We start from the raw sequence: 14,756 nt of genomic DNA on the forward strand, positions 1-14,756 counted from the left end.
AGCTTTTCTCTATAGACCATTCACTACAAAACCCGCCTTATTTTTCACTTTTTTGTATTTGCAGTAACGGCTTATTGAATTCTTAAATAGCCAGGCACTACCAGCCTCGCATCTTTAGCAATGGTAAGTTTACCCCCTTTAATGTTCAACGGCTGGGTTAGTATGCACCGGCCATTAACAGGTTGCAGCCGCACTTCCATGCCATTCAAAATATCTACCGGTGGTACTTGCCCTTCCAGCCAGTTGGCAGGGTTATCAAAAGCGCCATTGCCGGTAAATGTATAAAGAGGGAGAGGTGTAGTGGACATTTCGCCGGTGAATAGCTCATTGCCGTAACGATAGCTGGAGCCGATAAGCCAAAGGCTGTTACCTTTTGCCGCAATATGCGTTAAGCGAGACATGTCATTCAATAAAGGGTCATCTACCTTATGTGTGCCCGTGTCTGTACCATCAGAAACCCAGAGTTGATTTTTGAGTATAAGGTAAATTTTGCCAGCGGCAACAACAACTTGCGAGCTGTTAGCCGAATTTGCCGGCGGGTAAGAAGTACTAAGTGGCAACTCGGCTTTCACCATTACAGTGCCTTCATACGTACCATCGGTTTTCCATAGTTCAAAGACGCCTCTATATAAATCGTTGGCGCAGAAAAAAAGCGTATTGCCCAGGGCAATCAGCGGTTGTGGGTTAGAGGTGATGATTCCCGGCCTGATATCCTTTACACGTTTTATGTTGGTGCTTGTGCCGTCGGTCACCCATAATTCAATATCTCCGTTTATGTTTGATGCCGTAAAAAAAATGTAATCTCCCGCAACGGTTAATTTTCGCGGGTGACCATAGCTTCCTGCAAGCCTCTTTGTTCCGGATATGGTACCGTTAGAATAAAAAATGTTTTTCCCCTTGCTGTCTGAACCTGCAAAAAAGGCTTTGTTTTTAAAAGGTACGAGATTATAATAGTAGGCATCAGGATAAGTTGAATCACTTATTATACTGAATGTTCCTGAAGCAGTACCGTCTGTTCTCCAAATAGAAGAAGCAAAATTTTTATCCCTGTTTTGAAAAAAAAGATAGTCTCCTGCAAATGCAATATCGTCACCTCGTCCAACTTCATTGTCGCCCTGTCTTATTCTTGATAAGCCTTCTGTAGTACCATCGGTACGCCATAAAGACTCTGGCCCCGGATAACGTTGAGCCGTAGTAAAATATACCAGATCCCCACCATCAATCGGTCGCCCGGGATATTCACCTATCGAATCACTGTTAAGAATAAAGCGAAAATTGTTTGTTATGGTATTCAGGGTAAATATGCCGCGGGTTGCGGTTGAGTCTTGCTGCCCCGTAAAGTAGATATCGTTTTCTTTTGTCACGGCAGAGCTATACCATTGAAATAGTTCAGGAGAATACCCGGGTACAACAACAGTTCCTTCGCTGCTGCCATCGCTGCTATACCATTGAGGACTGTCTTGTGCTGCATTCCTTGCCGCGAAATACATTTTACTTCCCGCTGGAGTGAGGTGGAAAATATTTGCGTCTCCCGAAGCGGATTTGTTAATGTCTTTCAATAACACCGTACCTGCTTCGGTACCATCGGTACACCACAATTCGTTACCCGATGTATTGGTTGCAGCAAATACAATTTTGTTGCCCACCGGGGTAAAAGAAGTGCGCTGCCCGGCCATAGAAGATAAAGGGCCGGGATTAATATCTTTCACGAGTGTAGTACCACTACTTGTTCCATCTGTTTTCCACAGCTCCTCTCCATGTGCATCATCACTTGCCGTAAAATAAAGCATACCGTTTATGTATGACATATACGATATATGGGAACTGCTTTTGATTAACCGGGTAGCGCCAGCCGCCATTTGCACAACCCAAAATTTGTAATAGTTGTTATCAGTGGCAGTATCCCTGTGTGATGTTACTATGTATAAACTATCGCCGGCCTGAAATATTTTGCTAATATCAGAAGAACCGCCTTGTAAAGAGAAACTGTCCACGATGCTTACCATATCCGAATTCCGCCAATATCTGTACAAAGCCATGCGGCTCCCCTGGTTGGCACGGGCGATAAAGTAGATCAGGTTTTCCGGGGCATAAAAAGTAATGGGTGCATAGCCGATATCCAGATCTGCGGTGCCGGTTACCCGAGTTGTGCCCTCAGGGGTGCCATCGCTCACAAACAAAGATCTTGTCGTTTTATCGTTTGTGCTGGCAGTAAAATATACCTGGCCATCCGGCGCTATATTAAACTGTTCCGGCCGGTAGGCATCATAACTTAACACTTTAGTGCCGGCTTCGGTGCCATCTGTTGTCCATACACGCGATAAATACTGTCCAGTCACCGGATCTGTGTGCGACGCCACAAAATAGAATTTGCCTTTTGCTGAAAAAAAATTTGTAGCAAAGCTACCATGCGCTGCCCGGTAATCATAAAATAGAACGGTGCCTTGCTTTGTGCCGTCTGTTCTGTAAATTTTACTGCCGGAAACCACAAAATATACCTCATTGCCAACAACTGTAATGGGAAAAAGATCTTCGTACCGCCCTATTGCTTTTGTACCTGCGGATGTGCCATCCGAAACCCACAATGCTTTACCAAGGGAATCATCACCACTAAAAAAAATTTTGTTGTTGCAGTAAGTTATCAACGATGGGTTGCCGGACGCTTTTCCTTTCCAGCAATCCCTTACAATGCGTGTGCCCTGTGCGGTACCATCTGTACGCCATAGTTCCGAGCCATGTATGCCATCATCGGCACTAAAATAAGCTACGCCATCCATGCGGGTTAATTGATCTGCGTTCTGATAGTTGAGAATGATGTTGAGTCCTGCGGGATTTGAATTTGTCTGGGTATTAATATCCTTCACCAGGTGAAAAGATTGTGCATTTGCAGTAGATAAAAACATGGCGAACATCATCAACAAGGTTGCGGAAAGGGACAAAGGTTGTTTCATTTTTTGGGTATTATATCGCTAAAATATCAAAAGATATTGACATGCCAGGTGTGTATAAGGATATCCCCGGCCACACGCTACCCGGGACTGAAAAGCCGCATAGCGAATAAACCGTACAAGAGTGCGACGCAACGATGCTCAATACCCGTTCCTGCTGCCGGGCTCAAAAAAAATCCCGTTACTAATGAACGGATTTACCCCAGGCGCTACAGTTCCTCATTCCTTGTTTAATGTTCCTTGTTCGTTATTCATCCCATCTGCCCCGTATATTGCAACCAGAAAAACACGTATGAAACTGATTGTAGTAACCTGTTTACTGTTGTTAAGTACCGGCTGTGCGGCGCATAAGCCCGGCGGCGACAGTTTAACCGCCGCTGCGCATAACGATACCGCCATTATTACCGGCGCCAACCAAACCGAAAAATACATAGGCCTGCTGCAACACAAGAGGGTAGGTGTGCTGGCCAACCCTACCACCATTATCGGCGGGCGGCACCTGGTGGATAGCCTGCTGCAACGCGGCGTGAACATTGTAAAAGCCTTTGGGCCAGAACATGGCTTTAGGGGCAACGCTTCCAACGGCGCCAAAGTAGGCGATGAAACAGACGCCGCCACCGGCATAAAAATCATTTCGCTATACGGTAAAAAACGCAAGCCCAGCGCCGCAGACCTTGCCGATATAGACATCATGGTGTTCGACATACAGGATGTGGGCTGCCGTTTTTATACCTACATAAACGTGCTGCGGGATGTAATGGAAGCCTGCGCCGAAAACAATAAACCCCTGCTGGTGCTTGACAGGCCTAACCCCAACGGTTACCTGGTTGACGGGCCTATACTGGACATGAACCTTAAATCGGGCATCGGCCAGTTTCCTGTACCTATTGCGCATGGCATGACGATAGGCGAGTTTGCCCGCATGATAAACGGAGAGGGCTGGCTGCCCAACGGCCTGCAGTGCAACATAACGGTAATACCGGTAAAGCATTACCGGCACGATATGCCCTACGAGCTGCCTGTAAAACCATCGCCCAACCTTAACACCCCGCAAAGCATATTGCTCTACCCATCCACCTGTTTGTTTGAAGGCACTATTTTAAACCATGGCCGCGGCACCCAATACCCCTTTACGGTGCTGGGCAGCCCGCTGTTAAAGGGTAAATACAGTTTTCATTACACACCGGTAAGCATACCGGGCATGAGCGAATCGCCACTGCACATGAACGAAGTTTGTTATGGCCTTGACCTGCGCAGTTACGATACAAACCTGTTGCGCCGCCAAAAGCGCATTAACCTGCAATGGCTGCTGGAGCTATACCAGGCTTACCCGCAGAAAGACAAATTCTTCGACAGGTCTCAAAGCAAGCAAATGGGCAATATTGATTTTCTTGCAGGCGTGGCAGCCTTTCGCCAGCAGGTGATAGAAGGCAAGTCAGCTAAAGAGATACAGGATTCCTGGGAGCCCGGTCTTTCGGCCTATAAGCAAATGCGGAAGAAGTATTTGCTGTACGAATAGGGAGGTGCTGTAAGAACGGAGAAAGTAACCCCCTCGGTACTGAATTACTTTGCAATACTTTGTAATGTGATCAACTATGGGTTTAAAGCAAAGTACGAAGTGCTTTAGCTAGAAACTTTTTAAAGTAAGCTGTTGCTAACAGTAAAGCGCCTAAGCCTCAGTACTTCGTACTTTATCGCCTTTATTTAGAGTAACAAATTACCATCCGGTATTCTGTACCATTTCAGGGTTGTTGTTTACATCTTCCTCGGGAATTGGGAAGAAGTAATGGCGTTTGTTGAATACCCTTGTTTCAAAAGCTTTTTCGTTGTAGAAGCCTGGCAGTGGGGAGTCAATGTCCATACCAATGGCCGGGCCGTTGTCGGTTGTTTCGGCAATCTTCCAGCGCCGGGTATCGAAGTACCGCACGTTCTCGTAGCTCAGCTCCACCTGGCGTTCGTGGCGTATGGCCTGGCGCATGGCTTCCTTACCTGAGGGGACATCGAGGCCACCCTGCCCATAGCCCGGTATGCCCGCCCTTTCGCGTATCATGTTCAGGTATAACAGGATGTCGCTGTTATTGGGGTCGTATTCGTTGAGCGCTTCTATATAATCCAGGAAAAGATTGGCCAGCCGGTACTCCACGATAACACCGATACCGTTATGCCAGTCATTCAGGCGGGCGCCCTTGCGTACTACGTAACCGGTGGGGCTATAATCATTGCTGATGCCCTTGCCGGAATTGCCCCTGTAATAGAAACGTGTTACCACTTCGCCGGTATTGGTATTGAGCCATTTGCGGTTGTCGTAGGTAATGTTTACGTAAAAGCGTGGTTCGCGGTTAGTCCATTGGTTCAGTACTTCACGTTGTTGGTCATCATCCGGCGCCTGGAATTGGCTGGTGCCTGTGCGTACAAAACCGGAAGTGGGGTCTGATATCGGCTTGCCGTTGGCCATGAAATAAGCATCCACCTGCCTTTGTGTGGCGCCAAGGCCACCGCTGCCACGCACTTCTGAAGCATAACCATCGTGAAAGGGCGTTGTTTCGTAGTTGCGGGCATTTTCGTCGTCTGTACGTCCAAAAATTACTTCGGGGTTCCAGTTATCGAGCATTACGTCGCGGCATGATAAGAAGGCGCTGTAATTACCATTGCCATCATTTTTACGGTAGAGCGAGTAGGTGGAAGGAACAAATTCTGTAATAAAAGCTTTGTATGCGTCGGCAGCGAGTTTCCATTTGTTCTCGTCATAGGTTTGTGAAATCAACTGTTTGCCATCACTGTTTTTTAGATTGGCATAGTCGGCATTGCCGTTATATAAAGGACTGGCAGCCTGCAGGTAAGTTCTGCCCACATAAGCAAGTGCGATGCCTTTGGTAAGGCGTGCTATATTGGCATCGTTAATAGGGCGTGCAGGCAGATCAGCGGAAGCCGACTGCAGTTCAGATACGATAAACGCAACACACTCATCCATCGAACTTCTGGGAATGTTAATTTGCTCAATGGGGGCATCCACCGGTATTACATCTTCGCCAAGCAACACCACTGGCCCGTAAATGCGTGTAAGATAAAAATAGAAAATAGCACGCAGGGCCCTTGCTTCTGCTTTATAGCGCCTTTTTTGTTCGTCTGTCATATCAATGCTTACCTTATCTACATTGGCAATAAAAATGGTGGCCGAACGTATAGCACGGTAGTAGTTACGCCAGTAATCCTTACTGAAGCCGGAGCCGGCATCCCAGCTACCAATGTTCATAGGATTAGAGTTAACAAAGCCCCAGAGGTATTCACCTTCATCAGCGGCGCCTGTCCACACACCGGCATTGCCGCCACCGGCAAACCGTTGAGACCACTCCCTTGGTATAGCATAATAAATATTGGCCAGGAATTTTTCCGCTGAGGCCCTGGTAGTAAATACTTCTTCCTCGGTAAGGATATCGTTAGGCACCTGTTCAAGATACTTGGAGCAGCCTGCCAACATCACTAAGCTGAAAAGTATGCCTGTATATAAATTGTTTTTGTTCATTGCTGTTGAGATTTAGAAATTAAACATTACGCCGAGATTATAGCTTTTAACGTTGGGGTACTTGGCGCCATTACCGCTGTTGATGGTGCTTTCCACATCCCACAGGTCAAACTTGCTGAACGTGATGGGATTGAACGCCTGGGCATACACACTTACGCCTTTGAATGCATTGCGGAAAACAGTCTTGGGCAGCCGGTAACTAATTTCCAGCGTTTTCATGCGCAGGAAGTTGGCTTTGCGCAACCACCAGCTACTGTACTGCGTGTTATTGCGGTTTTTATCTTCTCCGTTGGCAAGGCGGGGATAAAAAACATTTTGGTTCGTTTTACCTTCCTGCCAACGGTCGGTAATATTACTGTACACATTAGAGAGGCCCGCGCCATTGGCAAACGGCAGGATGCCATCACCGGAAAGCATCACATCAGCACCGCTTTGGCCGGAGAAGAAAGCGCCAATGCTGAAGCCTTTCCAGGAAATATTAAAACCGAAGCCGTAGACCAGCGAAGGCACGTCGCCATAGCCAATCCAGGTTTGGTCGTAGCTGTTAATCAAGCCGTCCTGGTTAAGGTCTTTATATTTAATGTCACCGGGTAATACGGCTGATTTATCGCCCGGTACAGGGCTGTTATTAATTTCCTCCAGCGACTGGAACAAACCGTCGGCCACATAGCCAAAACGTGAGAGAATGTTATGGCCTGTCCTGTTCATCCACTCGTATTTCTGGGGAGGCAGGTCGTTATTAAGCAGTTTGTCTCTGTTGTAAGTAAGGTTGCCGCGTACGCTTACATCAACATTGCCGATCTTGCCATTGTATTCAATTGTTCCGTCAATACCTTTATTCTCCACTACACCCAGGTTACCGTAAGGGCTGTTGGTAAGGCCCATGTAAATGGGTATTGACTGGCGCTGCAGAAATATGCCGGTTCTTTTTTCCCTGAAAACATCAACTATCACGGAAAGATGATCGTTGAGGGTTTTGATTTCCATACCAAGATCCTGCTTGCGGGACTCTGCCCAAACCACAGCAGAACCATAGTCCGTTACATTGGTTCCCGGGAGATAGTTGAAATCCCGGCCAAAGCGGTAACCGTCTACATTGTCGTTGAGGAGGGTAAGGAAGGCAAACCTTCTGCCACCGTCAATACGGCCTATGCCGGTAACACCATCTGAATAACGGAATTTGAGATAGGTAATAGCACGGTTGAGTGGTTTAAAGAACTGCTCGTTAGATACCACCCAGCCCACACCGATGGCGGGAAATATACCGTACCTGTTATCAGGCGTAAAAAGTTCGGAGCCGTTGTAGCCCATATTGCCCTCAATAAAATAGCGGTCATCATAAGAGTAGGTAACCCTGCCCGCAAGACCCAGGTAGCGCTCTGGTATGGATGCGGAAAAGCTGCTCGCAAACTGGTCCTGGTAGTCATCAGTATACAGCAGTGCCAGTCCACCTACGCGGTGCTTGCCAAAGCTGTTATCGTAGTTTAAAGAAGTTTGCGTGTAAAATCTCCTGTTGCCTGAGTTAGCCCTTCCAAAGCTTAGGTAATTCCCTTCGCCCTGGTAGGTCATGTTCAGGTTAAGAGAGCCATCATCATTCCTGGGATTATTTGCATCAGGAAAATAAGTTGGTTCCCTTTTGCCACGGGCGGTAGTAAGCGAATTGTTGGCATCAAAAGCAAAGCTGGTGCTGGCGCTGAGGCCTTTGGTAAGAAAAGACAGATCCTGTGTTAGCTGCAGGTTGGAATTAAGAGAGTTGTTAAACTCCGTAGTGTAACCCCTTCTTGTAAGATCGGCCCAGGGATTGCGGAAACCGCCATTAGGGTTTTTGCCCGGTATGTATCCACCGGTATATTCAAGCGGGTATTCGGTAGGCGGTGTGGTCATGGCCGAACCGAAGATGTCCTGGGTTTCTATGAATGGCCGGTTGTTGTTGCTGAAGAAACCACGGATACCAATATCCAGCTTTGTTGTTTTGGTAATATTCATGGATACATTGGTGGTAACGGCCACCCGTTTAAAACGCAGGTCAACATTGTAGTTTTCCAGACCGCTGGTTTTTAGTAAACCACCTTCGTCGTAATAACTTACAGAGCCGTAATAACGCAGAAAATCTGAACCGCCGCTTACGTTCATATTAGCCCGGCGTACATGGCCAAATTTCTTATACAGGGCATCAAACCAGTCAACATTAGGGTATAACTCGGGGTCTGTGCCGTTCAGTGTATTTTGTATGTACTGGTCAGAGTATTTGGCTGGCAAGCCCCTGGTGGTAAAGGATTCGTTAGCAGCCTCCATGTAAGTACGGGCATCAGCCATTTGGGGTATCTTAACAAAGGTGCTCAGCCCTTCACTATAATCAAGCGATACAGCCGGTTTACCTACACGGCCGGTTTTGGTTGTTACCAATACCACGCCGTTAGCGCCCCGTACACCATACACGGCGGTACCGGCAGCATCTTTCAATATGGTAAAGGATGCTATATCCTGCGGGTCAATATTATTGAGGGAGCGTTCAACGCCATCCACCAATACCAGGGGCGATGAAGAGCCCCCGCCGAAAGTGGAAATACCACGTATCCATATATCGGCGCTGTTTCTGCCGGGCTGGCCGGAACGCTGTACGCCTACCACGCCGGATACACGGCCGGCAAGCAACGTATTTACATTGGCAACCGGCATTTTAAGTTCTTCTGGTTTTATGGTTGACTGGGCGCCTACCACACTTATGCGGCGCTGGCGGCCAAAGCCTACCACCACTACATCATTAAGCGTGCCTTCCCTTGCATCTAAAGTAATGTAAACCATTCGGTTATCTGCTACTGCAATAACCTGGGAAACATAGCCCACGGCTGTAAAAGCCAGGCTGTCTGTTTTGGAGGCACGAATGTTAAACTCGCCTTTGGCGTTGGTTACAGTGCCGCGGCTGGTACCGTTTACCGTAACAGAAATGTTAACGAGGAAGGATCCAGCCCTGTCCCGTACAACACCGGAAATACTTTGTTCTTCATTGGCAGCCTGTGAAAAGCCGGGCAGGCGCATCACAAGGCAGGCAACCAGCAGAAGGCAACGCAAAAACCTTTTAGCGTTGCGTCCGCGGACGTACTCATAAACGTTAATCATAGTTATGCTTTGATTTGGTGAGAAAATAAAAGGCCCTTATCCTCCGTGGAGAATTGAATAAAGCAGTTGATATACAGTTTTATACTTGCAGGAAAAGCAGCAATCCTGTTTTGGTGTTGTTTTTCATATTACAGCAGTTCTTAGTTTAGCAATCAATAAATAAGCAATCTTGGTGGCAGTTCTGCTGAACTCCACTACTTAAACGTTTAACTAAAATATTACATTAATCTTAATGGCCAAATTTTTTTACATTAAATTGCAAAATATTCTAACCACAGCAGGGTAAACCTGCCTTGTTTCCCGAATGCAGAACAATCATTACCCCCCATGATTTGCCATGAAAAAAAAAGCATCTATTAAAGACATTGCCCATTTGGTAGGCGTGTCAATAGCCTCGGTATCGTATGTTTTGAATGGAAAAGAAAAAGAAGCAAAAATTGGTGCTGAAGTGGCCGACAGAATTCGTGCAGCAGCCATACAATTGAATTATCAGCCTAACTTTTTAGCACGCAGCCTGCAATCGGGCACCACACGCACCATAGGGCTGGTGATGGAAGACATTTCCAATCCCTTTTTTTCCAGCCTGGCAAGTATCATTGAAAAAAAAGCACAGGAAAACGGTTATACAGTTATTATCGGCTGCCACTATGAAAACATTGAGAAATGCGGCAAGCTCTTAGATACTTTGTTGCTACGGCAGGTGGATGGCATTATTATCAGCCCTGCAGACGGCACAGAGAGCCAGGTAAAAAAGCTGCAACAGGCGGGTATGCCTTATGTGCTTGTTGACAGGTATTTTTCGGCAATTCCCTCTAATTCTGTCACCATTAATAATTTCGAAATATCCCGCCAGGCTGTAAATCATCTTGCTGAAGAGGGTTATCACAACATAGCCATGATTGCTTTTGATTCAGGCTTTGAGCACATGAACGACCGTGTGGCTGGCTTTCTGCAGGCTATGAAAGATAAAGGGTTGCCGGTAGGGCCCGCATCTATCGTAAAGGTTACCTTCAGTGACATGCAGTCTGGCGAAGACAATGCCATTTTTAAGCTGCTCAACAAAAAGAACCGGCCCGATGGCTTGTTCTTTGCCAACAACGTTATTGGCAGCAAGGCGCTGAATATTATTAACCAGTTGAAAATAAGTATACCTTCTGAAATAGGATTGGTTTGCTTTGACGAACGTGAAGCTTTTGATTACTTCTATGCGCCATTAAGCTATATACAGCAAGACCTGAAAGAGATGGGCGAAAAATCGCTGGACTTGCTATTTACACAGCTTAAAGGTAATGTTAGCCAGCCCGCCAGCATTGTGGTTGGTGCAAAATTGGTTATAAGGCAAAGCAGTGTGTTGCAGGGCGCCCTGGCTGATTAACGCTGCATTCGGCTGCGGGGCCGTTATGCTCTGTTGCGATAAGATTTTTTGGGGGTGTCCCTCGTGCCTCGGGCCGGGCTTTCCGCTATTACTCCGGCACATAAGCCCTGCTGCCATGGCCTCACCGGGGTAACCGCTTCAATCCCTCACCCACAGGTGCAACACGCTGCTGCTTTTGAAGGCATTTTTATATACATCAAATAAAAGCAAACAGCCCTGCATACGGCTATAATTTTTTTATTCCTTTGATAAAAAGACCACTCTTAAACACCCAGTTGATTGCACTTTTTTTTCATACCCATATGTGGATAGTGTCTAACGTGTACTGTTTGGCAATGTACCGCTCCAACAGATATTTTAACCTGTGATTTTAAGCGACCAGTAACCAGCAACTTGTAACCGGTATCGGGCTTTCGGGTGAGGGATTGAAGCGGTTACCCCGCTGAAGCTTTGCGGCCCGGCCCTGTGGCGGAGTAATAGCGGAAAGCCCGGCCCCTTGCGATAGCTTGGGGACACCCCCAATTTTTCCTCTTTGAAAATTTAAATCATCAGTTACATTTGTTTATATCAATTGCTTTTGGCCATATCCTGTTGCAAAAGAGCTAGCCGGTAACAGAAACGTAATACAAGGTTAATTTGAAGATTGCTTTCCAGATATCCTGAACTGATACTTTTGCCGGGCAAATTTTTACAGCATCAGTTAGCTGCCTGTTGCACCTATGATGGGCCGTTCTTACAGTTGATGTATAAGAGCATTGCGTTTTAATTTGTCTTAATACACCAAATCAATTACCGCTTATGAAGAAAATCATGGCTGCAACGCTATTGCTCCTGTGCAGTTGCTTTGCCTTTTCGCAACGTGCAGTAAGCTCAATATCCGGTTCCGTTACCAATGAAAGGGGAGAACCGGTGGAAGCTGTTACCGTAAGGGCGGAGAATGTAACTTCCCGCGCCAATGTTACCAGTGTTACAGATAGTAAAGGACAGTTTAGTTTTTCGGGGCTGTCCGCGGCAACCTACAAGCTCTATTTCTCCCACATTAGTTACAAAGAGAAGACTTATGAAGATGTTGTGTACGACGGCATTAATGGCCGGCAACTGTCTATAGTACTGGAAGGCACACAAGCCATGAGTGCCGATGAAGTAGTAGTTGTGGGTTATGGCCGGGCTGCAAAACGGGATGTAACCGGTGCAGTAAAATCAGTAAAGAGCGCAGACTTTAACCGGGGCATTATTAATACACCGGAAGAACTGCTGCAGGGGAAAATTGCCGGTGTTAATGTAACATCTGCCAGTGGTGAGCCGGGCGGTGTGCAAAGTATAACAGTAAGAGGCCCCGGCGGCGTACGTACGGGCAGTACCCCGCTTTTTGTGGTGGATGGACTGGCGCTTGACAATGCTACGCCAGGCGGCGCTACCAACCCGCTTAGCTTTCTTAACCCGCAGGATATAGAAAGCATTGACGTTTTAAAGGATGCCTCTGCAACGGCCATATATGGGGCACGTGGCGCTAACGGCGTAATATTAATTACCACTAAAAAAGGCAAGGCTGGCGTAAGCAGGCTGGATTATACTTTTAGCGGTGGCATAAGTAAAATAGCCCGCGCTTTGCCTGTTTTTAGCGCGGAAGAATACAAGAAGCAGGTAGTAGCCTTAGGTGGAACGCTGGAAGACTTTAACGGCGCTACAGACTGGCAGAAGGAAATAACAAGAACAGCTTTTACGCAGAACCATAACCTGTCCCTTTCAGGCGGGGCGGATAAGCTTACTTACTATGCTTCGCTGGGGATGCAGTTGCAGGAAGGCATTTTGAAGGGCAACCAGATGAAGCGTTATAACGGCAGGATTAATGTAAACCAGAAACTGCTGGACGACAGGCTGGTGATTGACCTTAACCTTAGTGCCAACAATACGGTTAACCAGCGGCCCGATATAGGCGGCCTTATTGGCGGCTCGCTTTCTACAAACCCCACCATTCCTGCTTATGGCGCCGATGGTAAGCCTTTCCAGTTTGAAAATGGCATAAACCCGCTTACCGTACTGGCCCTGGAAAAAGACCTTACCACCATTAACAGGGTGATAGGCAACATAAGCGGCTCTCTTACCCTGGTAAAAGGGCTGGTGTACAAACTTAATTTTGGCATAGACAATTCTACTGCCGCAAGGGATATACAATCCCTGCCCAACGCAGTGCCACAAAGGCTTGGCAGGCTGGTTACGTTAAATAACTATAACCGCAACTACCTTGTAGAGAATTACCTTACATATAGCGCTACCCGCGGCAATCATAACTATACATTACTTGCCGGGCACTCTTACCAGAAAATATACCTGCAGGGAAGAACCACCAGTATTGATAATTTCCCCATTTCTGGTGTAGAGCCCATTTACAACCCGGGTATAGGGCAGGAGCTTACCCTTGCCAATAACCGGCCTACCGGCTATGCCCTTACCAATGAGTTGCAGTCATTCTTTTCCCGCTTAAACTACCAGTTTGCCAATAAATATTTGTTTACCGCTACCGTAAGGGGCGATGGTTCATCTAAGTTTGGTGAGAACAACAAATATGGCATCTTCCCTTCCTTCTCCGCGGCATGGGTGCTGTCAAAAGAACCGTTCCTGGAGAATGCCGGTTTCAGCAACCTGAAACTCAGGGCCGGATGGGGCAAGACCGGTAACCAGGAAATTCCTTCCAAGATTACCCAGCCATTGTTTACTTCTTCTGTATCGGCGGGTACAAGCTATCCGCTGGATGGTTCCGGCGTATTTCCACCTGGCACATCTTATTCCCGCCTGGCCAACCCAAACATACAATGGGAGGTTTCTACCCAAACGGATATAGGTTTGGACTTCGACATACTGAAGGGCAGGTTAAGTGGAACAATTGATTATTTTAGAAAACAAACCAACAACATACTGCTGGAAGTAATACCTGCCGATCCTGTACAACCTGCATCAACCGTATGGACAAACGTAAAGAACATGACCATTACCAACCAGGGCCTGGAATTCGATTTGGCTTACCGCGATAAAATTGGCAAGGACTTTATCTACAGCATCGGTGGTAACATTACCTTCATCAAGAACGTGGTTAAAAACTCGCCCTATTCTGTAATACAGTCGGGCTCCGCTTCAGGCTCAGGATTAACTTCCGCCACCATTAACGGCTATATCAATAATGAGCCTATCGGTACATTCTTCCTGCAAAAATTTATTGGGTTTGATGAAAACGGCCTTAGCATTTACGAGGATGTAAATAAAGACGGTATTGTGAATGATAAAGACCGTGTGCCGCTTGGCTCCGCCTTGCCCACCCGCACCTTTAACCTGTACTTTACGCTGGCATATAAGGGCTTTGACCTTTCTGCCAACTTCAACGGCATATCCGGCAACAAAGTGTACGATAACACGGCCAATTCCAGTTTCTATAAGCTGCTGTTGTCAAAAGGGGTAAATACCACGCCGGAAGCCATTGAATACCCGCAGGAAGCAGTTAACAACGCGGCGCCGGTATCGTCCCGGTTTTTAAAAGAGGGCAAATACTTCCGGTTTAATAACCTAACCATCGGTTACAGTTTCAATACCCGTGCATTGGGTCTTTCAAAATGGGTTAACAGCATGCGCCTATCTTTTACAGGCCAAAACCTGTTTGTAATTACACCGTATAACGGGTACGATCCGGAGGTTAATACAGACCGCACTATCAACGGCGTATTGTCGTACGGTATTGATTACCTGAGTTACCCCAAGGCAAGAAGTTTTCTGCTTGGCTTTAATCTTTCTTTTTAAA

The 14,756-nt window shown here is 46.9% G+C and carries 6 protein-coding genes; 3 read left to right on the plus strand and 3 right to left on the minus strand.

Annotated features, from left to right (window positions below):
* Positions 1-71: 71 nt before the first annotated feature.
* Positions 72-2,951 (minus strand): ELWxxDGT repeat protein, encoded by a 2,880-nt coding sequence (locus F0364_RS02110; RefSeq protein WP_153796099.1) that lies wholly within the window; start codon positions 2,949-2,951, stop codon positions 72-74.
* Between the two features lie 289 nt (positions 2,952-3,240).
* Between F0364_RS02110 and F0364_RS02115 the strand changes: the two genes are divergently transcribed.
* Positions 3,241-4,467, plus strand: a complete 1,227-nt coding sequence (locus F0364_RS02115; protein ID WP_153796100.1) for an exo-beta-N-acetylmuramidase NamZ family protein — start codon at positions 3,241-3,243, stop codon at positions 4,465-4,467.
* A gap of 198 nt (positions 4,468-4,665) precedes the next feature.
* Here F0364_RS02115 and F0364_RS02120 read toward each other — a convergent pair whose 3' ends face one another.
* Together F0364_RS02120 and F0364_RS02125 are read right to left on the minus strand one after the other, a co-directional pair.
* Positions 4,666-6,471 carry a RagB/SusD family nutrient uptake outer membrane protein gene (locus F0364_RS02120; RefSeq protein WP_153796101.1) on the minus strand — a complete coding sequence of 602 codons (1,806 nt, stop codon included), beginning with the start codon at positions 6,469-6,471 and terminating at the stop codon, positions 4,666-4,668.
* 12 nt (positions 6,472-6,483) lie between these two features.
* The gene (locus F0364_RS02125) at positions 6,484-9,591 is read right to left on the minus strand and encodes a SusC/RagA family TonB-linked outer membrane protein (protein ID WP_153796102.1); all 3,108 of its coding nucleotides are present in this window, start codon (positions 9,589-9,591) and stop codon (positions 6,484-6,486) included.
* A gap of 337 nt (positions 9,592-9,928) precedes the next feature.
* On the opposite strand from F0364_RS02125, the gene F0364_RS02130 reads away from it, so the two are divergent.
* Together F0364_RS02130 and F0364_RS02135 are read left to right on the plus strand one after the other, a co-directional pair.
* On the plus strand, positions 9,929-10,966 hold the full coding sequence (locus F0364_RS02130; RefSeq protein ID WP_153796103.1) for a LacI family DNA-binding transcriptional regulator: 1,038 nt from the start codon (positions 9,929-9,931) through the stop codon (positions 10,964-10,966).
* A 798-nt stretch (positions 10,967-11,764) separates the two neighbouring features.
* Positions 11,765-14,755 carry a SusC/RagA family TonB-linked outer membrane protein gene (locus F0364_RS02135; protein WP_153796104.1) on the plus strand — a complete coding sequence of 997 codons (2,991 nt, stop codon included), beginning with the start codon at positions 11,765-11,767 and terminating at the stop codon, positions 14,753-14,755.
* Position 14,756: the final 1 nt, after the last annotated feature.

This window comes from Foetidibacter luteolus, assembly GCF_009650435.1.
GTDB lineage: Bacteria > Bacteroidota > Bacteroidia > Chitinophagales > Chitinophagaceae > Foetidibacter > Foetidibacter luteolus.

Bases quoted from the DNA above. Each gene is read 5' to 3' on its own strand.
- F0364_RS02110 (WP_153796099.1), bottom strand. From the start codon at position 2,951: ATGAAACAACCTTTGTCCCTTTCCGCAACCTTGTTGATGATGTTCGCC.
- F0364_RS02115 (WP_153796100.1), top strand. From the start codon at position 3,241: ATGAAACTGATTGTAGTAACCTGTTTACTGTTGTTAAGTACCGGCTGT.
- F0364_RS02120 (WP_153796101.1), bottom strand. From the start codon at position 6,471: ATGAACAAAAACAATTTATATACAGGCATACTTTTCAGCTTAGTGATG.
- F0364_RS02125 (WP_153796102.1), bottom strand. From the start codon at position 9,591: ATGATTAACGTTTATGAGTACGTCCGCGGACGCAACGCTAAAAGGTTT.
- F0364_RS02130 (WP_153796103.1), top strand. From the start codon at position 9,929: ATGAAAAAAAAAGCATCTATTAAAGACATTGCCCATTTGGTAGGCGTG.
- F0364_RS02135 (WP_153796104.1), top strand. From the start codon at position 11,765: ATGAAGAAAATCATGGCTGCAACGCTATTGCTCCTGTGCAGTTGCTTT.